At 61.9% G+C, this 26957-nt stretch carries 23 protein-coding genes; 2 read left to right on the top strand and 21 right to left on the bottom strand.

Going from position 1 to position 26957, the window contains the following annotated elements; translation table 11 throughout:
• Positions 1-8 precede the first annotated feature (8 nt).
• The 20 genes from PRZ03_RS06105 to PRZ03_RS06010 form a co-directional block, all read right to left on the bottom strand.
• Positions 9-710 (bottom strand): carbonic anhydrase, encoded by a 702-nt coding sequence (locus tag PRZ03_RS06105; protein ID WP_263533239.1) that lies wholly within the window; start codon positions 708-710, stop codon positions 9-11.
• A gap of 16 nt (positions 711-726) precedes the next feature.
• Positions 727-1575: a peptidylprolyl isomerase gene (locus PRZ03_RS06100; protein ID WP_273599478.1), complete on the bottom strand. Its 849-nt coding sequence runs from the start codon at positions 1573-1575 to the stop codon at positions 727-729.
• Positions 1576-1593: 18 nt separating this feature from the next.
• Entirely contained in the window at positions 1594-2316 is a 723-nt protein-coding gene (gene narI / locus PRZ03_RS06095; protein ID WP_273599477.1) for a respiratory nitrate reductase subunit gamma, read from the bottom strand.
• Positions 2313-2999 (bottom strand): nitrate reductase molybdenum cofactor assembly chaperone, encoded by a 687-nt coding sequence (narJ, locus tag PRZ03_RS06090; protein ID WP_273599476.1) that lies wholly within the window; start codon positions 2997-2999, stop codon positions 2313-2315. The genes narI and narJ overlap by 4 nt, the downstream gene beginning before the upstream one ends.
• A 10-nt stretch (positions 3000-3009) precedes the next feature.
• Entirely contained in the window at positions 3010-4533 is a 1524-nt protein-coding gene (narH, locus tag PRZ03_RS06085) for a nitrate reductase subunit beta (protein WP_273599475.1), read from the bottom strand.
• A complete protein-coding gene (locus PRZ03_RS06080; protein ID WP_273599474.1) occupies positions 4530-8318 on the bottom strand; it encodes a nitrate reductase subunit alpha in 3789 nt (1262 codons plus the stop codon). Before PRZ03_RS06080 ends, narH begins: the two co-directional genes overlap by 4 nt.
• A 44-nt stretch (positions 8319-8362) precedes the next feature.
• On the bottom strand, positions 8363-10015 hold the full coding sequence (locus PRZ03_RS06075) for an MFS transporter (RefSeq protein ID WP_273599473.1): 1653 nt from the start codon (positions 10013-10015) through the stop codon (positions 8363-8365).
• A gap of 29 nt (positions 10016-10044) precedes the next feature.
• Positions 10045-11358: an MFS transporter gene (locus tag PRZ03_RS06070; RefSeq protein ID WP_273599472.1), complete on the bottom strand. Its 1314-nt coding sequence runs from the start codon at positions 11356-11358 to the stop codon at positions 10045-10047.
• Between the two features lie 200 nt (positions 11359-11558).
• The gene (locus tag PRZ03_RS06065; RefSeq protein ID WP_273599471.1) at positions 11559-12218 is read right to left on the bottom strand and encodes a response regulator; all 660 of its coding nucleotides are present in this window, start codon (positions 12216-12218) and stop codon (positions 11559-11561) included.
• Positions 12219-12236: 18 nt separating this feature from the next.
• On the bottom strand, positions 12237-14177 hold the full coding sequence (locus PRZ03_RS06060) for a type IV pili methyl-accepting chemotaxis transducer N-terminal domain-containing protein (protein WP_273599470.1): 1941 nt from the start codon (positions 14175-14177) through the stop codon (positions 12237-12239).
• A gap of 80 nt (positions 14178-14257) precedes the next feature.
• Positions 14258-14446: a hypothetical protein gene (locus tag PRZ03_RS06055; protein ID WP_273599469.1), complete on the bottom strand. Its 189-nt coding sequence runs from the start codon at positions 14444-14446 to the stop codon at positions 14258-14260.
• Between the two features lie 160 nt (positions 14447-14606).
• Complete coding sequence (locus PRZ03_RS06050) at positions 14607-16295, bottom strand: MFS transporter (protein WP_263533250.1); 1689 nt, start codon at positions 16293-16295, stop codon at positions 14607-14609.
• Between the two features lie 181 nt (positions 16296-16476).
• Positions 16477-17133: a 2-hydroxychromene-2-carboxylate isomerase gene (locus PRZ03_RS06045; RefSeq protein ID WP_273599468.1), complete on the bottom strand. Its 657-nt coding sequence runs from the start codon at positions 17131-17133 to the stop codon at positions 16477-16479.
• 16 nt (positions 17134-17149) lie between these two features.
• Positions 17150-17386: a DUF1289 domain-containing protein gene (locus PRZ03_RS06040; RefSeq protein ID WP_273599467.1), complete on the bottom strand. Its 237-nt coding sequence runs from the start codon at positions 17384-17386 to the stop codon at positions 17150-17152.
• On the bottom strand, positions 17383-17898 hold the full coding sequence (locus tag PRZ03_RS06035) for a YbaK/EbsC family protein (RefSeq protein ID WP_263533253.1): 516 nt from the start codon (positions 17896-17898) through the stop codon (positions 17383-17385). Before PRZ03_RS06035 ends, PRZ03_RS06040 begins: the two co-directional genes overlap by 4 nt.
• 36 nt (positions 17899-17934) lie before the next feature.
• Entirely contained in the window at positions 17935-18759 is an 825-nt protein-coding gene (phnX, locus tag PRZ03_RS06030) for a phosphonoacetaldehyde hydrolase (RefSeq protein WP_273599466.1), read from the bottom strand.
• Between the two features lie 6 nt (positions 18760-18765).
• Positions 18766-19878 (bottom strand): TIGR03364 family FAD-dependent oxidoreductase, encoded by a 1113-nt coding sequence (locus tag PRZ03_RS06025; RefSeq protein WP_273599465.1) that lies wholly within the window; start codon positions 19876-19878, stop codon positions 18766-18768.
• Positions 19879-19909: 31 nt separating this feature from the next.
• A complete protein-coding gene (locus PRZ03_RS06020; protein WP_273599464.1) occupies positions 19910-21580 on the bottom strand; it encodes a putative 2-aminoethylphosphonate ABC transporter permease subunit in 1671 nt (556 codons plus the stop codon).
• Positions 21577-22674, bottom strand: coding sequence for an ABC transporter ATP-binding protein (locus tag PRZ03_RS06015; RefSeq protein WP_273599463.1), 1098 nt, complete (start codon positions 22672-22674; stop codon positions 21577-21579). The genes PRZ03_RS06020 and PRZ03_RS06015 overlap by 4 nt, the downstream gene beginning before the upstream one ends.
• A 12-nt stretch (positions 22675-22686) precedes the next feature.
• On the bottom strand, positions 22687-23670 hold the full coding sequence (locus PRZ03_RS06010; protein WP_273599704.1) for a putative 2-aminoethylphosphonate ABC transporter substrate-binding protein: 984 nt from the start codon (positions 23668-23670) through the stop codon (positions 22687-22689).
• A 238-nt stretch (positions 23671-23908) separates the two neighbouring features.
• On the opposite strand from PRZ03_RS06010, the gene PRZ03_RS06005 reads away from it, so the two are divergent.
• Both PRZ03_RS06005 and PRZ03_RS06000 read left to right on the top strand, forming a co-directional pair.
• Complete coding sequence (locus tag PRZ03_RS06005) at positions 23909-24787, top strand: LysR substrate-binding domain-containing protein (RefSeq protein ID WP_273599462.1); 879 nt, start codon at positions 23909-23911, stop codon at positions 24785-24787.
• Positions 24788-24889: 102 nt separating this feature from the next.
• Entirely contained in the window at positions 24890-25456 is a 567-nt protein-coding gene (locus PRZ03_RS06000; protein ID WP_263533259.1) for a GGDEF domain-containing protein, read from the top strand.
• 84 nt (positions 25457-25540) lie between these two features.
• On the opposite strand, the gene PRZ03_RS05995 is transcribed toward PRZ03_RS06000, so the two are convergent.
• Complete coding sequence (locus tag PRZ03_RS05995) at positions 25541-26929, bottom strand: esterase-like activity of phytase family protein (protein ID WP_273599461.1); 1389 nt, start codon at positions 26927-26929, stop codon at positions 25541-25543.
• Positions 26930-26957: the final 28 nt, after the last annotated feature.

Here is a 26957-nt window from a genome sequence, read left to right as displayed (position 1 = left end):
CTAAGGATTTAGGCCTTGGGCGCCCAGGCGTCATCGATTTCATTGAACAAGGCGCCAGGGTCTTCGGCATGCGCACGGTAAGGTCCGGTGCCGCTGTGTTCGGCGCTAGAGGCCGGCACAAAGCGCCCCAGATTGACGTCAAACACATTGACCTCGCCGGCCTCGATCACGCAGTGCCAACCGTGCAAGGCGATCTGCCCCGCCTCGACGCGGGAGCGCACCATCGGGTAGTCCATCAGGCGCTCCAACTGCAACACCACCGAGCGCTCCTCGGTGCGCCGCAGCGCTTCATCGCTGAGCTGCACTGGCAAGGTCGCCTCGCGGCCCAGTTCCAGCCAGGACTTCAGATTGGTGGCCTCGGCGGGCACCTCGCCGTACAAGGCGCGGATACCGCCGCAATGGCTGTGGCCGCAAACGATGATGTGCTGGACATGCAGCGCCAAGACCGCGTATTCAATCGCGGCGGCGGTGCCGTGCAGGCCGCTGGAACCATCGTACGGGGGCACAAAAGCGCCGACATTCCGGACCATGAAGAGCTCGCCCGGCCCGGCGCCGGTCAGCATATAGGGCACCAGACGCGAGTCGGAGCAACCGATGAAGAGCGTGGTCGGATGCTGGCCCTGATCGACCAGATCCTTGAACTGCGCCTGGTACTGCGGGAAGTAGTCGGTGTTGAACCGGCGCAGACGGGTCAGTAGTTCGTCGCTCATAGCCTGACCCTGAAAATCACTGCAACAGCGGTGAGTCCGCCGTATCCAGCTCTAGCCCCAGCAGCTCCGCCTCACCCGCCAGCAAGCTCAGGTACTGGCGCAGCGCCGTCATATAGGCCTGCTGGCGCAAGACCTGCCCGATCGCGCCCTTGACGGACTCGAACTGCTGGGCCACCCCGGCCTCGCGGGCCAGCACCTGGATGATGTGAAAGCCAAAGCGCGTGGTGATCAGGCGCGGCAGCACGCCGATATGGGCGTTCGCTTCGTCTTGCGCGAACAAGGCTGAGGCGAACTCGGGCGCGCAGTCCTGTGCCTCCAGCCAGCCCAGATCGCCACCTTCCGCCCCGCTTGGGCAGTTGGAGTTTTCGGCTGCGGCCGTGGCAAATGCGGGGCTGTTCAGCGCTTCGCAGCGCAGCGTCACCAGCAAGGCCTCGGCTCGCCCACGCAGCGCCGGCACGTCGACACCCGGCGTTACGGCAAACAGAATATGTTTGGCCTGAACCTTTTCGCCGACATGGTAGCGGGCCGGATGGGCGTCGAAATAGCGTTTACAGCTGGCCTCATCGGGCTCGGGCAATTGCAGCTCGCGCTCCAGCAGGGCCAAAGTGGCATCGGACGCCGCCTCGCTCAGCACGCCGTCCAGCGAAGGCAGATCACCGACCGCCAGCAAGCCCTTACGCTGCGCAGCCTGGCGCAGCAACTCGCTATAGGCCCGTTGGCGCAGCGCCTCCGGGTCGGGCGACTCGCCTTCACCATGCAAGGGCACGCCGTTGACCATCGCCACGGCCACCTTGACATCGTCAACAGCCGGCGCCTTGCTGGCGCAGCCGCAGCTCCCGCTGCCACATCCTTGTTCTTGGCTCATAGCAACCTCCTCTAACTATCAATGCTGTTGCGGCTGGTTATGGCCAGGTGGCAGCGACAAACGCCGGCTGCGCACCATCTGATACGGCCTGAACAAATATGCCACCGTGCCGAAGCCGCTCCACACATGCACCAAGCGGGTGAAGGGGAAGACCAGGAACACCGTCATACCCAGGAACATATGCAGCTTGAAGACCCAGGAAGCTTGAGCAAGCAGCTCCACGGCGCCGGACTGGAAGGTCACGATACGCTGGGCCCAACCAGCCAGATTCATCATCATGCCGCCGTCCAGATGTTGCGCCGACAGCGGGATGGTCGCCAGGCCCAGGGCCAGCTGAATCCACAGCAAGACCAACAACAAGATGTCGCTGGTCTTGGAGTTGATGCGGATGCGCTCATCGCTCAGGCGCCGATGCAAGAGGATGGAGACGCCGGCAAAGCCCAGCACGCCTGCGATGCCGCCGCTGATCATCGCCATCAGCTGCTTGTTGCCGGCACTGATGAAATGCTCGTACATGAAGTGCGGCGTCAACATGCCGAAGGTGTGGCCGAAAAACAGGAACAGCACGCCGACATGGAACAGATTGCTGCCCCAGCGCAGCGAGCCCGCACGCAGCAGCTGCGAGGAATCGCTCTTCCAGCTGTACTGGTCGCGATCAAAGCGCAAGAGGCTGCCGACCAGAAAGACGGCCAGGCAGATATAGGGATAGATGCCAAAGAGGGCAAAGTCGAGTGAATTCATGGTCGCACTCCTTCCTGATGGGGGGCTGTTTTTCTAACGATATGAATTGGCTGAGACGCACCGGGCTTGCTCTGACCTTTGGACGAGCAGCCATCAAAGGCAGCCGGCTCTTGCCAAGCCTCATCAAGCGCCTCGTCAACGGTGATTTGCACCGCTTGCGGCTTCTCACCGGCCAACTCCAAAACCGCGCCAATCGCGGCGGCATAGGGGTTGTCACGTTTGATCAGGCCGCTGTGGATGGCGTTCAGAATATGCGCCATCTCGGCCAGAAAAGCCTTGGCTGTCTCGGGTGGTTGGGTGGACGCGAACTCCAAGACCACCGGCAAGTAATCCGGTAGCTCACTGGCTTCAAAAAACATGCCGCCGGCGGCGTAGGTCTGCTGCAGGTCGATCAAAGCCGGCCCACGGTCGCGCGAGTCGCCATGTACATGCTCGAACATATGCAGGCTGGTCGCGCGGCCCCGATCAAAACTCTCGACATAGCGGGCTTCGACTTCGTAGGCGTCGCCTTGCTGCAGCGTCCCCATCAAGGCCTTCATTTCCGCCAGACGGGCGGGGCTCAAGGCGCCCTCCTCCGTCAGCACGGCAAACAGCTCCGGCAAGGCTGCGCGCATTTCGGCGTGCGGATAGTCGAGCACCCGGGCCAGTACGCGGCAGGACATAGAAAAAATCGATGTTTTCATTTGCTCTGCCTCAGACGGTCGCTTTGATCGGAATCGTGCGCTTCTTGGGGCCACCGAAGAGGCTGGTCTCGGTCTGCCCGTCGGAGCAGCCATTGCCGAAGCTGAAGCCACAACCGCCGCGCACATCAAAGGTGTTCTCCGCATATTCGCGGTGCGTGGTCGGGATCACGAAGCGATCTTCATAATTGGCAATCGCCATGGTCTGGTACATGTCCTCGACCTCGTGCTTGAGCAGGCCGACCTGATCCAGCACCGCCTTGTTCTCGACGCCGTCCACATGCTTGCTGCGCTGATACGCACGCATCGCCAGCATGCGCTCGAGCGCCCGTTCGACCGGCGGCACATCGCCGGCGGTCAGCAGATTGGCCAGGTATTGCACCGGAATGCGCAGTTGCTTGACGTCCGGGATCTGCCCGTTGATGCCAAGCTGACCCGAATTGGCAGCAGCGCTGATTGGAGAGAGCGGTGGCACATACCAGACCATAGGCAGCGTGCGGTACTCGGGGTGCAGCGGCAACGCCACCTTCCACTCGACCGCCATCTTGTAGACCGGGCTCTTGCGGGCAGAGGCCATCCAGGCGTCGGGGATGCCGTCCTTGCGCGCCTGTTCGATCACCTTGGGATCGTTCGGGTCGAGGAAGATATCCAGCTGCGCCTGGTACAGATCCTTGTCATTGACGACGCTGGCGGCCTCTTGAATACGGTCTGCGTCATACAGCAGCACGCCCAGGTAACGGATTCTTCCGACGCAGGTTTCCGAACACACGGTCGGCTGGCCGGCCTCGATGCGGGGATAGCAGAAGATGCACTTCTCAGCCTTGCCCGACTGCCAGTTGTAGTAAATCTTCTTGTAGGGGCAGCCCGACACGCACATACGCCAGCCGCGGCATTTGTCCTGGTCGATCAAGACAATGCCGTCTTCCTCGCGCTTGTAGATCGAGCCCGAGGGGCAAGACGCCACGCAGGCCGGGTTCAGGCAATGCTCGCACAGGCGCGGCAAATACATCATGAAGGTGTTTTCGAACTGACCGTACATCTCCTTCTGTACATTCTCGAAGTTCTGATCCTTGCTGCGCTTGGCGAACTCGCCGCCGAGAATTTCTTCCCAGTTCGGACCCCATTCGATCTTCTCCATGCGCTTGCCGGTGATCAGGCTGCGCGGGCGGGCCGTCGGCGGCGCCTTCGACTTAGGCGCCGACTGCAGATGGTCATAGTCGAAGGTGAAGGGCTCGTAGTAGTCGTCGATCTCGGGCAGATTGGGGTTGGAGAAGATGCGCATCAGCAACTTCCACTTGCCGCCCTGGCGCGGCTCGATCGCGCCATTGGCCTTGCGGTGCCAGCCGCCGTTCCAGCGGTCCTGGTTCTCCCATTCCTTGGGGTAGCCGATGCCGGGCTTGGTCTCAACATTGTTGAACCAGGCGTATTCGACGCCGGGGCGATTGGTCCAGACGTTCTTGCAGGTGACCGAACAAGTGTGGCAACCAATGCACTTGTCCAGGTTCAGCACCATGCCGATTTGAGCTCGTATCTTCATGCGTGTTCTCCCTCAACTGCTTCTTCCAACCAATCCACCTTGGCCATCTTGCGCACCAGCACGAACTCATCGCGGTTGGTACCAATCGTGCCGTAGTAGTTGAAGCCGTAGCTCAGCTGCGCATAACCGCCAATCATGTGGGTCGGTTTGGTGACGATGCGGGTGACCGAGTTGTGGATGCCGCCGCGCGTGCCGGTGATCTCCGAGCCCGGTGTGTTGATGATCTTCTCTTGCGAGTGGTACATCATCACCATGCCGTTCTTGACCCGCTGGCTGACCACGGCGCGCGCCGCAATCGCACCATTGGCGTTGAACAACTCGACCCAGTCGTTGTCGACGATGCCAGCCTTTGTCGCGTCGTCCTCACTGATCCAGATCACCGAGCCGCCCCGGTTCAGCGTCAGCATCATGATGTTGTCGCTATAGGTCGAGTGAATGCCCCATTTCTGGTGCGGGGTGATGAAGTTGAGCGCAATCTCGGTATGCCCATTGGGTTTGAGCCCCTGCACTTCCACCAGGGTCTTCAAATCAACAGGCGGCCGATAGCTGCTGAAGCCCTCGCCGAAGGCCTGCATCCAGGGGTGGTCCTGGTAGAACTGCTGGCGGCCCGTCAGAGTGCGCCATGGGATCAGCTCATGCACATTGGTGTAACCGGCGTTGTAGCTGACTTTTTCGCTCTCAAGCCCCGACCAGGTCGGACTGGAGATGATCTTGCGCGGCTGCGCCTGGATGTCGCGGAAGCGGATCTTTTCGTCCTCGCGGTGCAGCGCCAAGTGGGCATGCTCGCGGCCGGTCTGCTTAGACAACGCCTCCCAGGCCTTTACCGCCACATGGCCGTTGGTCTCGGGGGCGAGTTGCAAGACGACCTCGGCCGCATCGATGTCGGTCTCGATTCTCGGCATGCCTTTGGTGACACCTTCATCGCGCACACGACCGTTCAAGTCGCCGAGTTGTTCGACCTCGGTGTCGGTGTTCCAGCTGATGCCCTTGCCGCCGTTGCCGACCTTGTTCATCAAGGGACCGAGTGCGGTGAAGCGCTTGTACAGATTCGGGTAGTCGCGCTCGACCACGGCGATTTGCGGCGCGGTCTTGCCGGGGATCAGCTCGATCTCGCCCTTCTTCCACTCCTGCACCCCGAAAGGCTGGGCCAATTCGGCCGGCGTGTCATGCATCAAAGGCGTCAAGACCAGCTCTTTTTCGACGCCCAAATGGCCGACGCATAGCTCGCTGAAGCTCTTGGCAAAACCCTTGTAGATCTCCCAGTCGCTGCGTGCCTGCCAGGCCGGGTCCACGGCGGTGGACAGCGGGTGGATGAAGGGATGCATGTCCGAGGTATTGAGGTCGTTTTTCTCATACCAGGTCGCAGTCGGCAAGACGATGTCCGAGTACAGACAGGTCGTGCTCATGCGGAAGTCCAGCGTCACCAGCAAGTCCAGCTTGCCCTCGGGCGCCTTGGCATGCCATTCCACTTCTTCCGGCTTGACATCATCCTTGCCCAGATCCTTGCCCTGCACACCGTGGGTCGTGCCCAAGAGATGCTTCAAGAAATACTCATGGCCCTTGCCCGAGGAGCCCAGGATGTTGGAGCGCCAGACGAACATATTGCGCGGCCAGTTGGACGGGTGGTCCGGGTCCTCGCAGCTCATACGCAGCGAGCCGTCCTTCAGGCTCTTGACGGCATAGTCCTTGGCGTCCATGCCGGCAGCGGCCGCGTCCTTGACCACCTGCATCGGGTTGGTCTGCAACTGCGGCGCGGACGGCAACCAGCCCATGCGCTCGGCGCGCACGTTGTAGTCGATCAGGCTGCCGCCGTACTTGGCCTTGTCGGCCAGCGGCGACAAGATCTCGGACACATCCAGCTTCTCGTAGCGCCACTGGTCGGTGTGGGCGTAGAAGAAACTGGTCGAGTTCATCTGCCGTGGTGGGCGGATCCAGTCGAGCGCAAAGGCCAGCGCCGTCCAGCCGGTCTGCGGGCGCAGCTTTTCCTGGCCGACGTAATGGGCCCAGCCCCCGCCAGACTGGCCGATGCAACCGCACATCATCAGCATATTGATGATGCCGCGGTAGTTCATATCGCAGTGGTACCAGTGGTTCATCGCCGCACCGATGATGACCATCGATTTGCCACGGGTCTTGTCGGCGTTGTCGCCGAACTCACGGCCAACGGTGATGATCTGCTCACGCTTCACCCCGGTGATGGACTCCGCCCAGGCTGGCGTGTAGGGCAGGTTGTCGTCATAGCTGCTCGGGCAGTCATCGCCCAGGCCACGGTTGATGCCGTACTGCGCCACTTGCAAGTCAAACACGGTTGCGACCAGGCATTCGGCCGCATCTTCATGCTTGCCCAGCTTCAGGCGCACCACCGGCACGTTCCGGCTCAGCACGTCTTGCTGCTTGTTGGACTGGAAATTCGGCGTGTCGATGCCGCCGAAATAGGGGAAGCCGACGGTGGCGACTTCATGCGCCTGCTCACCATCTTCGAGCACCGACAGCTTCAGCTTGACGTCGCTGTCATGCACGGCCTCTTTGGACTCGAGGTTCCACTTGCCAAGGTCGGGCCTGTCGCCGGCGCCCCAGCGGAAACCGATAGAGCCATTCGGTAACACCACCTTGCCGGCGGTGTCAAAGGCCAGCGTCTTCCAGTCGGGGTTGTTGTCCTGGCCCAGCTTGCCGCCAAAGTCGCTGGCGCGCAGATAGCGGTCGGGCACCAGCAGCTCACGACCATCGGCGGTCGTGGTCTTCTTCATCTTCACCAGCAGCGGCAGGTCGGTGTAGCGGCGGGCGTAATCGTCGAAATAGGTGGAGCGCCCTTTGCCGCCATCCTTGAAGTAGAACTCCTTCAAGATCACATGGCCCATCGCCATCGCGATCGCGGCGTCGGTGCCCTGCTTGGGGTGCATCCAGATGTCGGCCAGCTTGGCGACCTCGGAATAGTCCGGCGTCACCGCCACCGTCTTGGCGCCCTTGTAGCGCACCTCGGTGAAGAAGTGAGCGTCCGGCGTGCGCGTTTGCGGCACGTTGGAGCCCCAAGCGATGATGTAGTTGGAGTTGTACCAGTCGGCGCTCTCGGGCACATCGGTCTGCTCACCCCAGACCTGCGGGCTGGCCGGTGGCAGGTCGCAATACCAGTCGTAAAAGCTCATGCAGACGCCGCCCATCAGGCTCAGATAGCGGCTGCCGGCGGCATAACTGATCATCGACATGGCAGGGATCGGCGAGAAGCCGATCACGCGATCGGGCCCGTGCTTCTTGACCGTGTAGATATTGGCCGATGCGATGATCTCGTTGACCTCATCCCAGGTCGAGCGCACAAAGCCGCCCAGGCCACGGTCTTTTTGCCATTCCGTACGCTGTTCCTGGTTTTCGACCAAGTTGGTCCAGGCATCGACCGGGCTCTTGGCCACACCGCGTGCGGCGCGCCAATGCTTGAGCAAGGAGCCGCGCACCATCGGGTACTTGACCCGATTGGCGCTGTACAGATACCAGGAGTAACTCGCACCCCGAGCGCAACCGCGTGGCTCATGATTGGGCAGATCCGGCCGCGTGCGCGGGTAATCGGTCTGCTGAGTTTCCCAGGTGACGATGCCGCCCTTGACGTAGATCTTCCAGGAGCAAGATCCCGTGCAGTTGGTGCCATGGGTGGAGCGCACGATCTTGTCATGCTGCCAGCGGGCACGGTAGGCTTCTTCCCAGGTGCGGTCCTCGGCGGTGGTGACGCCGTGTTCATTGGAGAACGTTTCCTTCGGCAACGCGAAGTAGTTCAATCGGTCGAGGAAGTGGCTCATGGTCTATTCCTTGTTTTGTCGTTTGTTCTTCGTTTGCGCTTCGTTCATGGGTTCTTGACGTACGCGTTGGCGCGCAGATAGAACCACCAGTTCAAAATCAGGCAGACGGCGTAGAAGACCGCGAAGCCGTAGAACGCGTATTGCGGCGTGCCGGCCTTGATTTGCTGGCCGATCAGCACGGGTGCAATGAAGGCGCCGTAAGCGGCGACGGCCGAGGTCCAGCCCAGTACCGGGCCCGCTTGGGCCTTGTCAAAGATGAAACCGACGCTGCGGAAGGTCGAGCCGTTGCCCACTCCGGTGGCGGCGAACAGCAGGATGAACAGCCCCATGAAGAGCGAAAAGTACTGCTCCGGCGTGCTTGATTGGTAGGCCTGCATCATCACGTAGCCAACCGCTGCGGAGGCGAACACCATGATGGCCGAGATCACTTGCGTGACGATGGAGCCGCCCACCTTGTCGGCGATCCAGCCGCCGATCGGCCGCACCGCCGCGCCGACGAAGGGCCCGATCCAAGCATAGGTCAGTGCCGACGGAGCATTAGGGTTCTTCAAGGCGTGTTGCAGCACGCCGGCCGCATCGGGCGCATGGATGAAGCCGAAGATCACCGTGATCGCCAGTGGCAAGGCCATCGAGAAGCCGATGAAGCTGCCGAAGGTCACGACGTAAAGCGCCGTCATCGCCCAGGTGTGCTTGTTCTTGAAGATCGCAAACTGTTTGGTAACGCCCTCTTTCATCGTGCCAAAGGCGGCCAGCTTCATCACCACGAGCGCGGCGATGATGTCGAGCGGGATCGCCACCCACATATTCAGCAGGCCCAAGCCGGTCGGTGCTGGCAGGTAGAGATAGAGCATCGCGATCGAAGGTACGAAGGCGAGCGAATACAGATAGATAATCTTGCCGAAAGCGGTCAAGGGCGAGCCTGTTTCGGGCGATACCGTCTTCAGATTGCTCATGCCAAACCAGCACAGAATCGACAGCGGCACCAGCGACAAGACCCAGGCAAAGCCGGCGTTTTGAATCCAGGTGGGGGTGCCGGCCACGATCTTGCCGAGAATCCAACCGCTGTCCTTGATCAGCGGCCGCGACTCGCCACCCAAGGTGCCGAACAGGCCGACCGTCATGACCAGCGGGATCACGATCTGCATGGTCGTGACGCCGAAATTGCCCAGACCGGCATTCAAGCCTAGCGCCGTGCCCTGCAAGCGCTTGGGGAAGAAGGGGCTGATATTCGACATCGAGGAGGCGAAGTTGCCGCCGCCCACGCCCGACCACAGCGCCATCAGCTGGAACACCCACAGCGGCCACTCGGGATGCTGCAGCGCGACGCCAGTGCCGATGGCAGGAGCCAAGAGCATCGCGGTGGTCAAGAAGATCGTGTTGCGCCCACCCGCCATGCGGATCAAAAAGGAGGCCGGGATGCGCATGGTGGCGCCCGAGATGCCGGCAATCGCCGTCAGCGTGAACAGCTCGTCCTTGCTGAAGGGGAAGCCCAGGTTGAGCATCTGCACTGTGATGATGCCCCACATGCCCCAGACCGCGAAGCCGCAGAGCAGCGCAGGGATCGATATCCAGAGATTGCGGTAGGCGATTTTCTTGCCGGTGGATTCCCAGAATTTTTCGTCCTCAGGGCGCCAGTCGGCAATATCTGCCGAGCCGCCATCGGCGACGGGTGCGCCGGCCTTGCTCATCGTGTTCATAGCTATGTGTTCCTTTATTGACGCTCGACTCAGCGAGCGAAGGACTGCGAAATTGGCGAAGCGGGGGCGTTCTTGCCCATCATTTCGGTCTTGCGTACTTCGGTCCAATACATCCAGATCAGCGAGACCCAGACCACCGCATACATCAGCATGAAAGCGCTGGAGCGGATGCCGGTCAGGTCCATCAAGGCGCCGAACATGATGGGCAGCACGAAGCCGCCGAGGCCGCCGGCCAGACCGACGATGCCGGAGATGGTGCCGATATTGGCGCCGTAGTCATCGCTGATGTACTTGAAGACGCTGGCCTTGCCGAAGGCCCAGGCAATGCCCAGCGTGAACATCAAGCCGGTGAAGGCATAGACATTGAGGCCGATGTGGAAGGTCTTGGGGCCATTGACCGTCATCACGGTGAAGTCGGTCTGCGGGTAGGACAAGATAAAGAGGCAAATCCAGCTCACCCACAGCACCCACCAGGTGACGTTGTGCGCGCCATGCTTGTCCGACATCCAGCCGCCCACCGCACGCAAGACGCCGCCGGGCAGCGAGAAGCAGGCGGCCAGCAAGGCGGCGACGCGGATATCGAGGCCGTATTCGCCGACGTAGTACTGCACCATCCACAGGCTCAAGGCCACATAACCGCCGAACACGATGGAGTAGTACTGGCAGTACTTCAAGACCCGTGGGTCCTTCAAGGCCTTCAGCTGCGATACGAAGCTGGCATTGCTGGCGACCAGATGTTTGTCGTCCGAATGGCTGAAGAACCAGAACAGGATGGCGGTGCCGAGCAGCACGGCGGCATAGACATGCGGCACCATGGTCCAGCCGAAGGCCACGACCAGGCCAGGGGCGACGAATTTGTTGACCGCCGCGCCGGAGTTGCCGGCACCGAACACGCCCATCGCAAAACCCTGCCGATTCTTCGGGAACCAGCGCGCCACATAAGGCGTGCCGACCGAGAACGAGCCGCCAGCCAGGCCGACAAACAGGCCAATCACCAGAAAATGCCAGTAGGCCGTGGCATAACTCATCAGCCAGATGGGCAAGACGCAAGCCATCATCAGGCAGAAGAAGACGATACGGCCGCCGAATTTGTCGGTCCAAATGCCCAGCGGCACGCGGATCAGCGAGCCACTCAAGACCGGCATCGCGGTCAGCAGGCCGAACTCGGTCGAATTGAGGTTCAGCGCCTTCTTGATCGGGATGCCGATCACGCCAAACATCATCCAGACCATAAAGCAAACGGTAAAAGCCAGCGTGCTGACGATCAAGACGCTGAGCGCCTTGCGGCCTTGGCTTGATGCATCGACGCTGGCGCCAACAGGACTTGCGGGGTTCACAGACATGGAGGTTCTCCTCTTTTCTATGTCTGTGACTGTCCAGGATCATCGTCTCGGCGAACATCCTTCCAAGGGTTGGCGCCAGGCCGCCATAAGGACGATGACACCACGCCGGCCATAGTTCCATCGAACTAGCCGGCGCTTAAGTTTGCGTTTGATCAAGGTGCCGGCCTCATGAAGCCCGGCCCGCAATAGGCCAGCCTGAGCTAACCCAGGCCCCGCTCGCTCGCCCAGACCGCCACCTGCACGCGCGAACTCAGGTTCAACTTGCGCAGAATATGCTGGACGTGGATCTTCACCGTCGTCTCGGCAATGCCCAGCGTGCGGGCAATTTCCTTGTTGCTGGCGCCGCGTGCGATTTCGCGCAACAGCTCTTGCTCGCGCGGCGACAGCAAAGACTCCTCGGCCGCGCTGGCTGCAGAAGGGGGTGGCGCAGCCGCTGTGGACGCCTTGAAGGCACGCACCAGTTTGTGCGTCATCTCGGCGCTGACCACCGACTCTCCGCCGACGGCACGGCGGATCGCTGCCGCCAGGTCTTGCCCGTCAATGGTCTTGAGCAAATAGCCGGCCGCACCGGCGCGCAAGGCGGCGGCCAGATCTTCTTCGTCCTCGCTGACCGTCAACATGATGAACTGGGTTTCGGGCGCCACCTCCAACAAGCCGGGCAGCAAATCAACACCGCGCACACCGGGCATATGGTTGTCCAGCAACACGACGGCAGGTTGCAGCTCCTTGACCCGACGCAAGGCCTCGACGCCGTCTGCCGCCTCCCCCACCACCTCCAGCCCTGGCTCATGGGTCAACAGAGCGGTCAGGCCGCGGCGAAACAGGCTGTGGTCATCGACCACCATTACGCGAATAGTCATGGCATGCAAACGGTTAACTTAAACGGACCTAGCGGCAAGTCCGGGATCCGGGGCAACATCGGCCACAAGGCTGATGTCGGGCGCTGAACTGCGGCCCTGCGGCGGCAGCGTCAGGCTGATCTGCGTGCCCTGCCCCGCCTGACTGCTCACCTGCAAGGTGGCGCCGATGCGCTGGGCACGCTCGCGCATGATGTGCAGGCCGACATGGGTCTCATCGAAACGCCCGGCAAGCGCGTCGAAGCCGGCGCCATCATCGCGCACCTCAAAACGCCACTGCGGCGACTGCGTGACGCGCAACTCCACCGAGCTTGCACCGGCATGTTTGCGCACATTGGAGAGCGCTTCTTGCAACACATGCAAGACCTGCACCTGCTGGTCAGGCGGCAAGGGCACGCCCTGCCCGGCCATTGTCAGCTGCGTGCTGAGCCCGCTTTGCAGCTCGAATTTAGACAAGGTGCTGCGCAGCGCGTGCGCGATATCCTCTTGGTCGGGCCGGGTGCGGAAGTGCAAGAGCAACTCGCGCACATCGGCATAACTTTCCTTCACACCGGCATCAATTTCGGCCAAGCTCGCCTCCACTTCCTGCGAGTGCCCCTCCTTGATCCCGCGGCGCAACAGTTGCACCTGGATTTTCAAGAAGGCAAGCGACTGCGCGATCGAGTCGTGCAGCTCCTGCGCCATCAAATTGCGCTCCTCGCTGACCGCCATCTCGCGCATGCGTGAGGCCAGACGCAGATTGTCCAGCTGCGTCGCTACCTGGCCCGCCAAGGCGTCCAGCAAATGACGTTCTTCCTCCGAGATGGTTCGCTCGCCGTAAAAAAACAGCTCAACCTCGCCGACCGTGCGGTTGGGCGTACGCATCGGAATCGCGACCACGGTCTGATAGCCGGCCGCCTCGCAATGCTTGAGCTTGCGCTGGCCCAAGGCCCGAATCGGAATGATGCGCGCGCCGGCCACGGTCTCCAGATGCTCGCCGCAGGCACAGTCGCCCCTGCGCACGCAGGCTTCGGCCTCGACCATGCTGGCCGGCAGCCGGTGATGACCCAACATCAACAGGCGTTCGCCGTCCTCGGCCGCCAAACGCACGGCGGCCGCATCGGCGCCTGAAATGCGGCAGATCTTCGCGGCGAACTCTTGCGCCAAGTCCTGGGTGCTGGGCTGGCTTTGCACCGCCATCAGGGCGACGTCATACAGTGCGGCCAAACGCTCGTTCTGGCGTGCCAGATCCGCCGTCTTCTCGGCCACTTTGTGTTCCAGGCCCCGGTAAGAACCCTCCAGCGCGTCGGCCATGGCGTTGAAACCCAAGGCCAGTGAACTGAACTCTTCGACGGTGTTGCTTTCATCGATGCGAAGCGAAAAGTCGCGCGCCGCCATCTGCTTCAGGCCATCACGCAAGCGCTGCAAGGGCTGAATGATCCAGACAAAAGTGCCCGACACAAACACCACCGAGGCGGCAGCCACCAGCACCACCAAGCCGAAACACAGGCCGCCGAGCAAGGCGGTACGGGTGGCGATGGCATTCTCGATGGCCGAAACAAAGGCATCGACCGTGTTGACAAATTGATCGGCCTGGCTGCGCAGCGCCGGGCCTTCGGTGGGCTCCAGCAACTTGCCGCGCAGCGGCAACCAGGCCCGCTCGACCTCTTTGAACCGGTCCAGGCTGGTTTGATTGTCGGGAATGAAGAGCGGTCGTGAGGGGTCCCCTCGCCGCAGGCTCAAGACCATCGCATCAAAGCTTGCGACACCTTGCGCGACCTCAATATGTTCACCGGCCTGATGCATCAGCGTCAGCTTGTAGGTCAGCATGCGCATGCGGCCGGCCTCGTTGATGGCACCCGCCCCGCCCTCCAACTGCCATGACACCCAAAGCGTGAAGGCGATCGAGGCTAGCGCCACGACCAAGAATGTGGTTTGAATCAGGGCGAGCTTGCCCGCCAATGTTCGATAGAGCTTGCGCATGCCGCAGGGTAGGCCTGCGGCATGCAGCGGTCATTGACCTAGGTCAAGAGCGCCGCGCTTCGAGGATCTTGCTGCAATCTTTAGTTGGATGCGGCGGAAGCGGGGGCTGGCACCGAAGCAGGGGTCGAAGCAGCCGAAGCTGACTCTTCGACATGCGGTGCGGCCACGTCGTGCTTTTCTCCGCTCATATCAACGTTTCCACCGCTCTTCATCAAGATAAAGATGGCCAGGGCAGCAAAAGCAGCAAAGCCGACGAGTAATTTCCACATGATTCGATTCCAGTACAAAGAAAAGGTTAGCAGCAAATTTTATTGTTACCGAACTTGCTGACTCCAGCCTGAGAGCGCTTTGGCAAAGCCCAATTGAAAAAGGGCGACCCTAAGGCCGCCCCGTGTAACTCAAGCGTTTGGCTCGCTGAGGAGCTTTGGCTTAGTCGTTGGCGTAAATATCCACATCCTTGGTTTCACGCACAAACAGCAGGCCGATCACCAGCGTCATGGCAGCGACGCCGATTGGGTACCACAGGCCGTGGTAGATGTTGCCGTTTTGCGCAACCATCGCGAAGGTGATGGAAGGCAGCAGTCCACCGAACCAGCCGTTACCGATGTGATAAGGCAAGCTCATCGAGGTGTAACGGATACGGGTTGGGAACAACTCCACCAGCATCGCAGCGATCGGGCCGTAGACCATGGTCACATACAGGACCAAGATGAACAGGATCGCGACCACCATGGGCTGGTTGATCTTGGCAGGATCGGCCTTGGCGGGGTAGCCGGCAGCCTTCATTGCTTCGCTCAGTTCCTTCTTGAAGGCGGCGATGCCCTTAGCGCTGGCTTCGTCGAACTTGTGTCCGCCGGCCATCACGGTAGCGTTCAGGCCGGTGATGGCCTTGTCGCCGACCTTGATCACGGCCACCGAGCCGGCTGGGCCGGGCAGGGTTTCGTAGCTGGCGGAAGACTGAGCCAAAGCGCGCTTGGCGATGTCGCAGCTGCTGGTGAAGTCAACTTCACGAGCGATCGGGCTGCCCTGGAAGGAGCAAGTCGATGTGTCCACAGTCAGCGTGATTTGCGCTGTGGCTTGTGCCTTGGCCAGATCAGGGTTGGCAGCGTTGGTCAGCGCCTTGAACAGCGGGAAGTAGGTGACGATGGCGAGCAGCAGGCCGGCCATGATGATGGGCTTGCGGCCGATCTTGTCCGAGAGCGTTCCGAAGATCACGAAGAAAGGCGTGCCCAAGAGCAGCGAGATCGCGACCATGATGTTGGCGGCCGACATCTCCACCTTCAATACGCTGGTCAGGAAGAACAGCGCATAGAACTGACCTGTGTACCAGACCACGCCCTGACCGGCGACCAGGCCGAACAGCGCCAGCATGACGATCTTCAGGTTCTTCCACTGACCGAAGGACTCGGACAGCGGCGCCTTGGAAGTCTTGCCTTCGGACTTCATCTTCTGGAAGGCTGGGCTTTCGTTCATCGACAAGCGAATCCAGACGCTGATGGCCAGCAGCAAGATCGACACGATGAAAGGCACGCGCCAGCCCCACTCACCGAAGGCGGCTTCGCCGATCAGCGTGCGGGTACCCAGAATCACCATCAGCGACAGGAACAAGCCCAGCGTTGCGGTGGTTTGAATCCAGGAGGTGTAAGCACCGCGCTTGCCCTGTGGCGCATGTTCAGCCACATAGGTTGCGGCACCGCCGTACTCACCACCCAGCGCCAAGCCTTGCAGCATGCGCAGGCCGATCAAGATGACCGGGGCGGCTGCGCCGATGGTGGCGTAATTCGGCAGCACACCGACGATGAAGGTCGACAGACCCATGATCAAAATGGTCACCAAGAAGGTGTACTTGCGACCGATCATGTCGCCCAAACGGCCAAACACCAGCGCGCCGAAGGGGCGCACGATGAAGCCGGCGGCAAAGGCCAGCAAGGACGCAATGAACGCCGCTTGCGGGTCCAGGCCCGAGAAGAATTGCTTGGCGATAATTGGCGCCAAAGAACCGTAGAGGTAAAAGTCGTACCACTCGAACACGGTGCCCAGCGAGGAGGCGAAGATAACCTTCTTCTCTTCACCCGTCATTGGCGTGTTGCTCGTGGAGACTGCTGTTGCAGTTGCCATGGTGGATGTCTCCAAATATTTGCCTGAGAACCACCGACCGGCAGCTCTTGGCCGCAACTATGGAAGCGCCCTCTGACCCCACTCTGACACCGCGCTGAACGCTTGCTTACAAAACCCGCTGAAACCCTTGCTTAGGATTTCGCAATGCAAAATTTAATCCAGATCAAGGGTAAGTCCTGGGTCACTTGGCGCTGCTGGCCCGGCGCACGCCCGGACGGGCTTTGGCTGCGGCATCCCAGGCCCCCTGTTCAAACCAAGGGTCACCGCGCAGATAGGCCGCTAGCATGTCGAGCGAGTCCAAGCCCCAGAACAAGCGGCCGTCCACCTCGATGGTGGGCACGCCGAACACGCCCAGCTCCAGCGCTTGTTCGGTGGCGTTGCGCAAGGCTTCCTTGATCTCTTCGCTGGCCACATCGCGCTGCGGGGTCAGGTCTTGCGTCAGCAGCGCCAAGCGTTCGGCCTGATTCGCATCGGCGCCCTCGCCGCGCCAGACATGGTGCAAGATCTTCTCGACCTGCAGCCGGTTCGGCGTACCGCCGGCCGGCGCACAGGCCCAAGCCAGGCGCAGCAGCGGCAAAGGATTAAACGGGTGCTGTGCCGGCACCTGCAAAGGGATATTCAGCTGATGGGCCGCCCAAGCCACCTGGCGGAAGGTCCACTGGCGTTTGGGCTCGATTTCGGCCGGACCTTTTTGGCCCAGGGCGTGAAGCAGCGCCGCAAACAGAATCGGCCGGTACTCGACGCTGTAGCTGATGCCGCTCAAGGCTTCGGGCAGGCGCTCGAAGGCCAGTGCCGCGTAAGGCGAGATCGGGTCGAAATAAAAACGCAGATGTTTCATGGTGCGGCTTGGCCTTTCAGGGCTCGTGGGTTTGTTCGGCGGCGGTGAAGATGCCCAAATTGAGCAAATGTTCGCGGCGCGGCGGCAAGCGGTCGAGAATTTCCAGGCGGGTGGCGTCGGCCGCCTTGGACCAGACCGTGATTTCAGGAATCGTGCGGGCGCAGCCCTCACACCAGCCGGTGGGCTGGTGGATCTTGCAGACATTGGTGCAAGGCGATTTAACCGCCCCGGCGATCGCGGACACGCTGCTCATGCTTGCACCACATCGATCACCGGCGCGCCGGTCAAGGCGGCCAGCTCGGCCGGCGACATCTGAAAAACGCCATTGGGGTGCCCTGCTGCAGCCCAGATGACATCGAAGCGAAACAGCTCTTGATCGACAAACAGCAAGGGCAGCGACGCATCAGCGGCCGGCGCAAAACCCAGCGGCGACACGCCGCCGATGGAAAAGCCCGTGCGCGCCTTAACGTAGTCGGCATCGGCGCGGCCCAGCGCCCCGGTGTGGGGGGCAAGCTTCTTCTCGTCCACGCGCTTGTCACCCGAGGTGATCACCAGCACGGCGGCCTCATCCGATTTACGCTTGAACACCACCGATTTGGCAATCTGCCCCAAGCTCACGCCCAAGGCATCGGCCGCTTCTTGCGAGGTGCGTGCGGCCACCTCCAACCACTGCGGTGCATAGGGATGGCGGGCCTGCGCCAGCGCGGCCTGGACGCGCACAAAGCCGTCTGGGCGATCTGTACTGACAGTTGCTGATTCATTCATGGCCGGCATTGTCTCAGGCCGGCCAAAAACTACTGTTCAGGCGGGCAATTCGCCCGCAGCCATGCGGCGCTCGATCTCGGCTATCAGCGGCAGCAAGTCGGCCACCCCGTCAATCACAAAATGCGCGCCGCCGTCCAGCAGCAGTTGATGCGCCTGCGCCCGCAGCAGCGCTTGCCGCTCGGGCGGCGTGGCCAGCCATTCGGCCTCGCTCAGCCCCAGGCAGTTGCCGGTGACGGCCAAGCCGACCACCCAGGCGCCGACCGCCCTGCCCTCTTGCAAGCCCGGCACGGTATCATCCACCTTGACCACCGCCGCCGGTGGCCAAACGCCCAGATCCGACAGCGTGCGCACCATCATCAGGGGCCCCGGTCTCGCGCTGGCCATATCGCCGGCGCAGACCAGGTTGTCGGGCTTGTAGCCTTGCGCCTCGGCCAGCGGCGCGACAACGTCCATGATGGGGCGGTTGTAGCCGGTCGTTGAGCCAATCTTCAACCCCCGCGCGCGCAAGGCCACCACCGTCTCCAAAGCGCCTGGAATGAGGCTGGCGTGCTGGGTGACGCTGGCCTGGTTCATCGGCGTGAAGACCTCGTACAGCTCATCGCAATCGGCATCAGAAAAGTCGCGCCCATGCGCCTGGCGCCAGCGCTGCGCAATATCAGGCTGATTACCCAGCGCATGGATATGGTCCCACTTGGCCAGACCCATGGGCACACGCGCCTCGGCAATGCTGATGCTCACGTCATAACGGGCAAATAGTTGGACAAACGCGCCCATGGGCGCCAAGCTGCCGAAGTCGATGATGGTGCCGGCCCAGTCGAACACGACCGCTTGCAAGTGCTGCATATTCTTGTTGTTGCTCATCGCTGCTTACCAATTGTTGAGAACTTCTTCCGCCAGCCCAAAAGCGGTGCTGGCGCCGGTGCCGCTGGTGACCGTGACCAAGCGGGTGTTGGCGGCGGGCGCCTCAACCAGACAGGGCTCGGTGGCCGAGGAGGGATAGGTGCCGACCCAACGCTCGGTCACTTCGACGTTCTTGATGTGCAGGCTCATGCGCAGATGACGCAGGATCAGCGCATCGACCTCTTCGGACGCGAACGGCGGCAAAACCGGGCCGTAATGGTGCGAGTCACCGACGACCAGCGAGCCATCGGCGCTTTGCACCACGATCAGATGGATGCCGTGGGCCAGGCTGGCGGCTTCTTCCTGCTCCAGCCGTGCGCGCAAGGCACTCGCCTCCTTCAGCTCCGAGTAGCCCTCGTAACGCACCAGACTCAGATCCCCCATCACCGAGGCGGGCAGCTTGAAGCCGGGCTCGGGGCGCACCCGCAACATCTGCAATTGGCACATGCGCAGGCGATGCGGCAGCCAGCTGTTGGCGAACAAACCGTTCAACTCGGCGCCGCCGCAGACCACCACCCGCTCGGCCTGGTAGCTGGCGCGCGCCGTCTGCACATGGGGCGTGTCAACCGCCAGCACCGCCTCGCCGAAACGAAACTCGACGCCATGCGCGGTGGCCAGCCAAGTGGTCAAGCGCGGGATCGCGGTCCGCGACTCGACCCGCAACTCATGCGGGCTGTAGAGCACGCTTTGCAAATGTTCGGTGCGCAGGGCTGCGTTGCGATCGGCCGCCTCGGCCGGGCTCAAGAGCTCGCAAGCCTCGGCCATCTCGGTCGCCATAAAGGCCTGGAGCACCGCATGCGCCTCGGGCCGCTCGGCAGCCAGGAACAGCCCGGTGTGCACGACATCGATGCCGGCGAGTGGCGCCACCTCGGCCCAGACCTGGCGGGAGCGACGCGCTCTGGCATGGCTGGCACCGGCTTTTTGGCCGGTCACGGTGACAAAGCCGAAATTGCGGATCGAGGCGCCGACGCAGGCCGCGTCGCGCTCCAACACCAGCACCTTCAAGCCGCGCCGGGCGGCGGTATAGGCATGGGCCAGGCCGACGATGCCGGCGCCGACCACCAGGAGGTCGTATTTCATAGTTGCGATAGAAATTTAGAAGAAAGAGAACTCAACGAGCACGCCAGGCTTGCGTGCGATTGATCAACACGCGCTCCAGCAGCGCGATCAAAAAGCGCCCAAAGGCAGCGGTCAAAAAGATCAGCACCGCCATCGCCGCAGCCGGGCCGATGTCACCGGCGTCGTCCATGGCCAGCACCGCCACCGAGGCCAGCGTGGTTTCGGGCGAATACAAGAACACCACCGCCGACACCGTCGTCATCGCATTGATGAAGAAATAGGCGGCCACCTGCATCATGGCCGGCAGGCTGACCGGCAAATGCACGCGCCACAGCGTGGTCCAAAACGGCACGCCCAAGGACGCGGCAACCAGCTCGTATTCGGGGTCCAGCTGCCGCAGCGCCGCCAGCTGCGTGATGTGGGCGACCGAGTAGAAATGCGCGACCGTGCAGATGATCAGCAGGCTCAAGCTGCCGTAAAGGCCGTGCAGCGGATTCCAGCCAGCGTTGAAAAACAAGATATAGCCAAGGCCCAGGGCTAGACCCGGCACCGCCATCGGCAAGCTGGCCATCGCGTTCAAGAGACCGCGCCCGGCGGCAAAGCGGCGCGGCTTTTCGACCAGATAGGCGCTCAAAAAGGTCAGGCCCGCGCCCAGCACCGCGCAGCCCAAGGCCAGCTTGATCGAATTGCCGTAGCTGGCCCAGCCGCCGCCATCCATCATGTCGAAGCGAAAGTTGTTGAAGGACGGCGCCAAGTTATAGGGCCAGTAAGTCGCGAACGCGGCAAACACGGCCACGCCCATCACCGCGATCAAGAGCAAGGCGATCAGGCTGCAATAAAGCAGCATCACGCCGTCCAAGCCAGCGCTGGCCGTGGGTTGATAGGGCACGGCGCGCACGGTCAGCGCCGCGCCTTGCGCGCGGCGCAGGCGCTGCTCGACCCAGAAGGCCAGCACCGCAGGCAGCAAGAGCAAGAGGGCCACGACCGCGCCCATCTGCAGGCGCTGCTGGCCGATCACCTGCTTGTAGATGTCGGTCGCCAGCACTTGGGTGTTGCCGCCAATCACCTTGGGAACACCAAAGTCGGTCAAGACCATCACGAACACGACCACCAGCGAGATCAGCAGCCCGTAACGGCTGGCCGGCAGCGTGACCGTGAGGAAGATCCGCCAGCGGCCGGCGCCTAAACTGGCGGCCGCCTCGTGCAAGCGGCCGTCGCTGGTGGCCAGTGCCGTCAACATAATCAGCAAGGCATGCGGCAGCGTCCACAGCACCGAGCCAATGACGATGCCGGGCGGGCCGTAGATGGATTCAAAGCCCAAGGCGTTCTTCAACAAGCCTTGGTTGCCGAACAGATAGATCAGGCTGATCGCCATCAACAACGAAGGTGCCAGGATGGGCAGCAAGGCCACCGCGCGAAAGAAGCGCCGCCCCGGCATGCAAGTTTGGGTCAGCGCGTAGGCATAGCCATAGGCCAAGCTCACGCTGATCACGGCGCTCAAGGCCGACAGCCACATACTGTTGAACAAGGATCGGCCCACGTTCGGCCCGCTCAGATAGGCGCTGAAATTGGCCAGCCCGGCGAAACTGCCATCGGCGCCGTAAAAACTCATCGTCAACAAGCTGCCGACCGGCAAGGCAATGCCTATGCCCAAGACCAGCAGGCCCACGCTCAACAGCAGCGCCAGAGGGCCGCGCTCGCTGATATTGCTCTTCATCTTCATGCGGCGCGCAGTGTTGAGAGCGGCTGCGCCAGGCCGCGAATGCTCATAGCAGGCAGTTCCATCAAGACCTGACCCTGCAGCCAAACCGGCAGAGTCGCGTCATCCGAGCTCGGCAATTCGGCCTCGATGATGAGGCCGCCCAAGGCCTCACAATGCAAACGCAGCAAGGTGCAAGGGCCCAGGAACACCGTCTCCAGCACCTCGGCGCGCAAGCTGTTCAGGCTCGCACTTGGCCCTGGCTCCGCGTCGACAACGAAAGGCCGCAAACCGATGGCCTCGGGCCGCAGACCCAAGAGCAAGGGGCTGCCGGTCTTGAAGGCCTCGATATCGCAGTGCAAGTCCTGTGTACCGACACGGGCCCGGTTGCGCCCGACCACCAACGCCGGCATCAGGTTCATCTTGCCGACAAAACCGGCCACAAACTCGCTCGCCGGCCGCGAGTAAAGCTGCTGCGGTGTGCCGGTCTGTTCGATCTGCCCCTTGTGCATGACGACGACGCGGTCCGACATCGACAGCGCCTCATCCTGGTCATGGGTGACCATCAGCGTGGTGATGCCTAACTGCTTTTGCAGGCGGCGGATTTCGCCGCGCAAGCTGACACGCACCTGTGCATCCAGCGCGGAGAGCGGTTCATCCAGCAAGAGCAGCGGCGGCTGCGGCGCCAGCGCACGCGCCAAGGCCACGCGCTGCTGCTGGCCGCCGGACAACTGAGACGGGTACTTGTGCGCCTGATCGGCCAGGCCGACCAGGTCAAGCATCTCCAGCGCACGGCTGTGCTGCTGCGCCCGCTTCATACCTTGCAGACCGTAGGCCACGTTCGCCGCCACGCTCAAGTTGGGGAACAAGGCGTAGGACTGGAAGACGACGCCAAAGCGCCGCTGCGAGGCTTCCAGCGCGGTGATGTCTTGGCCGCGCAAATGGATGCTGCCGCTGTCGGGCGTCTCGATGCCGCAGAGTATGCGCAGCAGCGTCGTCTTGCCGCAGCCCGATGGCCCCAGCAAGCTGATGAACTCGCCCTGCGCCACGTCCAGCGCAATGCCGCGTAGCACCGACTGCGTGCCGTAGCGCTTGGTGATGTGTTTGACCGAAAGCATTGAGACTTCTCTTTACGGCTTTTTCGGTTCTGCCTTGCCTTCATAACGCTTCGCCCACTCGGTCAGAATGCGCTCGCGGTTGGCGGCGGCCCAGGCGAAGTCGTTCTTGACCAAGAACTTTTCGATGTCTGACGGCACATATTCCAAGCGCTCTTGCACCTGCGGCAGCGCCAGCACGGCGAAGTTGCCGGCATAGAGCTCATTGGCCTTCTTGGTCACTGCCCAGTCGGCCAGCGCGCGTGCGGCTTCTTGCTTCTTGCTGCTCTTGAAGATGGCGGTCGCCTCAACATCCCAGCCCAGGCCTTCCTTGGGGAAGATGATGTCGATAGGCGCGCCGTCCTTCTTGGTCTTGTTGGCGCGGTAGTCAAAGGACAGGCCGACCGGGAACTCGCCAGCACCGGCCTGGCGGCAAGGCTTGGAGCCGCTGTGGGTGTAGACGCCGACGTTCTGGTGCAGCGCGTCCATGAAGGCCCAGCCCTTGGCCTCGCCCATGCTTTGCAACCAGGCCGACACCATCAAGAAACCGGTGCCGCTGGAGGCCGGGTGCGGCATCGTGACCGTGCCCTTGTAGACCGGCTGCGTCAGGTCGGCCCAACTGGTGGGCTTGGGCAGATGGCGCTTTTCGGCCTCGACCGTGTTGAAGCAAACCGCCGAGGACCACAGGTCCATGCCGACCCAGGTTGGCTGGGCGCGCGGGTCGCGCATGCTGGCGCGCACCTGCTCCAGGCCCTTGGGCGCGTAAGGCTGCAAGAGGCCGTCTTTGTCCAGCAGCATCAAGGACGTGGCGGCCAGCCCCCACACCATATCGGCCTGCGGATTGGCTTTTTCGGCCAGCAAGCGGGCGGTGATGATGCCGGTGGACTCGCGCACGAACTTCAGCTCGATGCCGGGGTTGTCGGCCTCGAAAGCGGCCTTGTAGGCCTTGATCTGGTCGGCTTCCAGCGCCGAATAGACCAGCAACTCGGTCTTGCCTTGAGCAAATGCTTGGGCACCCATCAGGGTAGTCAAGCTCAACAAGGCCAATTTCACAAAGGTTTGACGCATTTCAACTCCAGCAGGTTCGACGAAAAATTGTTTTCAGCTCTCGGTGCGCAAAGCTCCGATGAGCCAGACGGCGCATCGGCGAAACTGTAGGGATGACGGATGAACACAGCGCGTCAAATGACGCAAATTTGACAAAGCAGCTATTGGCGGGTTTTGCACCACTGCCCCAGAGCGACTGCGGGGGTCGACCATGTTGGTGAGCCAGCTGAAGGCGTTTTTCACCGTCGCGCGCCTGGGCAGCGTGACACTCGCGGCCAAGCACCTTGGCTTGAGCCAGCCCACGGTCACCACGCAAATTCGCGCGCTGGAGGAGCATTACGGCGTCGAGCTGTTCCGCCGCGAGGGCGGCCGACTCTTGATCAGCGACGCCGGCGTGCTCTTGATGCCGCGCGTCGATCAGCTCTTGCAGCAAGAAATCGACCTGGAGTTCGCGCTGCGCAATGCCGGCGAGTTGCAACGCGGCAGCCTGCGCATCGGCGCCACCGCGCCCTATTACGTGCTGAGCATCGTGCAGCGCTACCGCCAGCGCTTCCCGCAGGTCGAGATCACCATGGCGGCCGGCAATTCGCGCCAGATGATCGATGCGCTGCAAGAGTACCGGGTCGACATCGCTACTTCGTCTCATCTGGAAGAAGACCCGCGCCTGCACCGCCTCGAACTCGGCGCCGACCCGCTGGCCCTGGTCGCGCACCGCGACCATCCGCTGGCGCGACTCGCCCAGGTACGGCTGAGCGCCTTGGCTGGCTGCCATCTCTTGATGCGCGAGCGCGGCTCGATGACGCGCCAGCTGACCGAGCAAATGCTCGCGCGAGCCAAAGTACAGCCGCTCAGCTGCATGGAGATTGCTAGCCGTGAGGCCTTGCGCGAGGCGGTGATCCGGCAAATGGGTGTCAGCATCTTTGCCGCCAACGAAGTCTGTGAACACCCGGATCTGCGCGTCATCCCCCTGACCGGCATGGCCAATGACGAGGCGGCGCCGCTGGTGCGCGAATACCTGTATTGCCTGAAGGACCGGCGGGATTCACGTTTGATTGACAGCTTTTTGCTGGCATGCCGGCACAAGGACTGAGCCTATTTTTTTGGAACTGGGGGCAAAAACATCGGGATTTGGAGGGTGTCAAAGCCGGCCGGCCTGCATACTATGGACTCATGTTCCTGAATGGAGTGCTCAATGCCCAATCTGATTGCTGACCAATTGAACGGCCTGATGGATAGACAGGCTCTGCAGGCCCTGATGGAGCAGGCGGCCACTGCGGCCCGCTCGAGTGGCCAGTCGCTGGCGGTGCTAACGCTGGATCTCGACCATTTCAAGGCCTATCTCGAAGACCAAGGCCAGAGCCAAGCCCAAACCGTGTTGCAGAGTGCGGCCAAACTATTTGCCGACCGCATGCCCGCCGGCGCCAGCTTGGCCCATCTGGGCGGCGATGAATTCGTGATGCTGCTGCCGGCCACCGATCTGGCCGCTGCGGTGGCCACCGCCGAAACCTTGCGCGCGGCGGTCGAAGCCGAATTTGCCTCCCTGGGCGGCCCCACGCCCTTGACCGTGACCTTGGGAGCCGCCGCCAGCCCTAGCGGCTCGGACTGGACAGCGCGCAGCTTGCTGGCCTTGGCCGATGCCCGCATGACCTTTGGCAAAAAGCGCCTGCTGCCTCACCACAACCGGGTCTGGTCGGGCACCCTGCCCTCGGATTGGTACCCGCGCTTTGACGTTCAGGCCGAGGTCTGGCCCAGCTTGTAAGCTTTTCACCTCTTCCATTGCAAAGAAGGCCCGAACCTGCTGGTTCGGGCCTTCTTTGCAATTGCAGGCAGTTCAGCCCTTTGATCAGTCCCGCTTGCGGCGACCCACCACAAAGAAGCCGATCCCGCCCAGACCCGCCAAGAGCAAGGCATAGGTGCTTGGCTCAGGGATAGGGCTGGTCAGGTGGATCTTCAGGAACTCGGTGTTGTCCGATCCCAGATCGCGGCCACCGATGCCGGGGTAGTTGTTGTCGTTCGCCACCAGCAAGGTGTTAGCGTCCAACACCAACACGCTTTCGATCGTCACGAAGGGGAAGGTGAAGGTTGTTTTACCGTCGCCGTTGAGGTCATCCGGGTCGGCGATATTCATCAGATCGACCGCTTCGGACTTGGCGACATAGCCGGCCGCATCGACCTTGTTGATGTCGATGCGGAAGATCTTCTTGAACGGTGTTCCCGAAGCCGAGGTGGCCGTCACACCGTTGCGCTCAATGACCAGGAATTCATGGTCATTGATGGCGGTCATATCGCCGATATTGGTGCCGGCCGCGTCGAGCTTGTACTTCCACTGCTGGCCGGTATAGGCCTCGGCATCGATGCTGAACTCGTTGATGCGCAGTGTCTTGCGGCTGGCGTCGTCGCCAGCAACTGTGCCTTCCAGCAGTGTGAACAGCTTGTCGCCGGAACGATTGATGGCCATGCCTTCGAAGCCGTTGGAGCCGTTCAAGTTGGGCGTGCCGCCGTTCAGATAAGGGTTTTGCGGCGACATCACGCCCGGCAGGCCGAACTCGCCACGCAGCACCTTGCCGCTGGCATCGGCCTTGACCAGGAAGGGCCCGAACTCATCACCAAACCACAGATTGCCGTTCTTGTCTTTGCGCACCGACTCGATGTCGAAATCAGCACCGGTCAGCAAGCGGCCCGAACGGATGCTGGCATCGACCAAGGGCTTGCTGGCGTCGTTGTAGTAGTTGTTGTAGTCGGCTTGAATCTTGAAACCGATCTTCTTGTCGGGGTCGGCCAAATTGATGTAGCTGCCGCTGCTGAAGCCGCCCATCACTGCGCCGCTGTTGTAGTTGGCGGCCTTGACCGTGCCGCTACCACCGAGGGATGTCTTGAAATCAGGCGTTATGGCATACATGCGCAGCAAGGCATCGGCCGAGTTGCCCTTGGTGCCAAAGCCGTTATCGGGCATGAACAAATAGCTGCCCGCCACCGGAGCATTCAACACGGCCGAGAAGCCTTGCACCGACTGCTTGTTCAGCAAAGGCAAAGGGTTGCCGCCAGCGCCGCTGGCAAATTGACCCGTGGTGGGGCCGTCCGCAAAGGTGTTGGCGGGCATGATGGCCCAGCCTTCCAGCGAGGCGCCGCCGGCAAAGGCCGGCGCCGCAAAGGCCAGACCGCAAGCCACTGCAATCAAACGCAAGGACTTGGTGTGGGCCTTCTCGCTCACTTCATATAACTTTGTCTTCATCTCTACTGCTCCCTGAGCGCAGACAGCC

Source organism: Roseateles albus (assembly GCF_028595345.1).
Classification (GTDB): Bacteria; Pseudomonadota; Gammaproteobacteria; order Burkholderiales; family Burkholderiaceae_C; genus Paucibacter_A; species Paucibacter_A albus.
The sequence above is the reverse complement of the archived record's forward strand: the minus strand, read 5'-3'. Positions and strand labels throughout refer to the sequence as shown.

Bases quoted from the DNA above. Each gene is read 5' to 3' on its own strand.
- PRZ03_RS06105 (WP_263533239.1), bottom strand. From the start codon at position 710: ATGAGCGACGAACTACTGACCCGTCTGCGCCGGTTCAACACCGACTAC.
- PRZ03_RS06100 (WP_273599478.1), bottom strand. From the start codon at position 1,575: ATGAGCCAAGAACAAGGATGTGGCAGCGGGAGCTGCGGCTGCGCCAGC.
- narI (WP_273599477.1), bottom strand. From the start codon at position 2,316: ATGAATTCACTCGACTTTGCCCTCTTTGGCATCTATCCCTATATCTGC.
- narJ (WP_273599476.1), bottom strand. From the start codon at position 2,999: ATGAAAACATCGATTTTTTCTATGTCCTGCCGCGTACTGGCCCGGGTG.
- narH (WP_273599475.1), bottom strand. From the start codon at position 4,533: ATGAAGATACGAGCTCAAATCGGCATGGTGCTGAACCTGGACAAGTGC.
- PRZ03_RS06080 (WP_273599474.1), bottom strand. From the start codon at position 8,318: ATGAGCCACTTCCTCGACCGATTGAACTACTTCGCGTTGCCGAAGGAA.
- PRZ03_RS06075 (WP_273599473.1), bottom strand. From the start codon at position 10,015: ATGAACACGATGAGCAAGGCCGGCGCACCCGTCGCCGATGGCGGCTCG.
- PRZ03_RS06070 (WP_273599472.1), bottom strand. From the start codon at position 11,358: ATGTCTGTGAACCCCGCAAGTCCTGTTGGCGCCAGCGTCGATGCATCA.
- PRZ03_RS06065 (WP_273599471.1), bottom strand. From the start codon at position 12,218: ATGACTATTCGCGTAATGGTGGTCGATGACCACAGCCTGTTTCGCCGC.
- PRZ03_RS06060 (WP_273599470.1), bottom strand. From the start codon at position 14,177: ATGCGCAAGCTCTATCGAACATTGGCGGGCAAGCTCGCCCTGATTCAA.
- PRZ03_RS06055 (WP_273599469.1), bottom strand. From the start codon at position 14,446: ATGTGGAAATTACTCGTCGGCTTTGCTGCTTTTGCTGCCCTGGCCATC.
- PRZ03_RS06050 (WP_263533250.1), bottom strand. From the start codon at position 16,295: ATGGCAACTGCAACAGCAGTCTCCACGAGCAACACGCCAATGACGGGT.
- PRZ03_RS06045 (WP_273599468.1), bottom strand. From the start codon at position 17,133: ATGAAACATCTGCGTTTTTATTTCGACCCGATCTCGCCTTACGCGGCA.
- PRZ03_RS06040 (WP_273599467.1), bottom strand. From the start codon at position 17,386: ATGAGCAGCGTGTCCGCGATCGCCGGGGCGGTTAAATCGCCTTGCACC.
- PRZ03_RS06035 (WP_263533253.1), bottom strand. From the start codon at position 17,898: ATGAATGAATCAGCAACTGTCAGTACAGATCGCCCAGACGGCTTTGTG.
- phnX (WP_273599466.1), bottom strand. From the start codon at position 18,759: ATGAGCAACAACAAGAATATGCAGCACTTGCAAGCGGTCGTGTTCGAC.
- PRZ03_RS06025 (WP_273599465.1), bottom strand. From the start codon at position 19,878: ATGAAATACGACCTCCTGGTGGTCGGCGCCGGCATCGTCGGCCTGGCC.
- PRZ03_RS06020 (WP_273599464.1), bottom strand. From the start codon at position 21,580: ATGAAGATGAAGAGCAATATCAGCGAGCGCGGCCCTCTGGCGCTGCTG.
- PRZ03_RS06015 (WP_273599463.1), bottom strand. From the start codon at position 22,674: ATGCTTTCGGTCAAACACATCACCAAGCGCTACGGCACGCAGTCGGTG.
- PRZ03_RS06010 (WP_273599704.1), bottom strand. From the start codon at position 23,670: ATGGGTGCCCAAGCATTTGCTCAAGGCAAGACCGAGTTGCTGGTCTAT.
- PRZ03_RS06005 (WP_273599462.1), top strand. From the start codon at position 23,909: ATGTTGGTGAGCCAGCTGAAGGCGTTTTTCACCGTCGCGCGCCTGGGC.
- PRZ03_RS06000 (WP_263533259.1), top strand. From the start codon at position 24,890: ATGCCCAATCTGATTGCTGACCAATTGAACGGCCTGATGGATAGACAG.
- PRZ03_RS05995 (WP_273599461.1), bottom strand. From the start codon at position 26,929: ATGAAGACAAAGTTATATGAAGTGAGCGAGAAGGCCCACACCAAGTCC.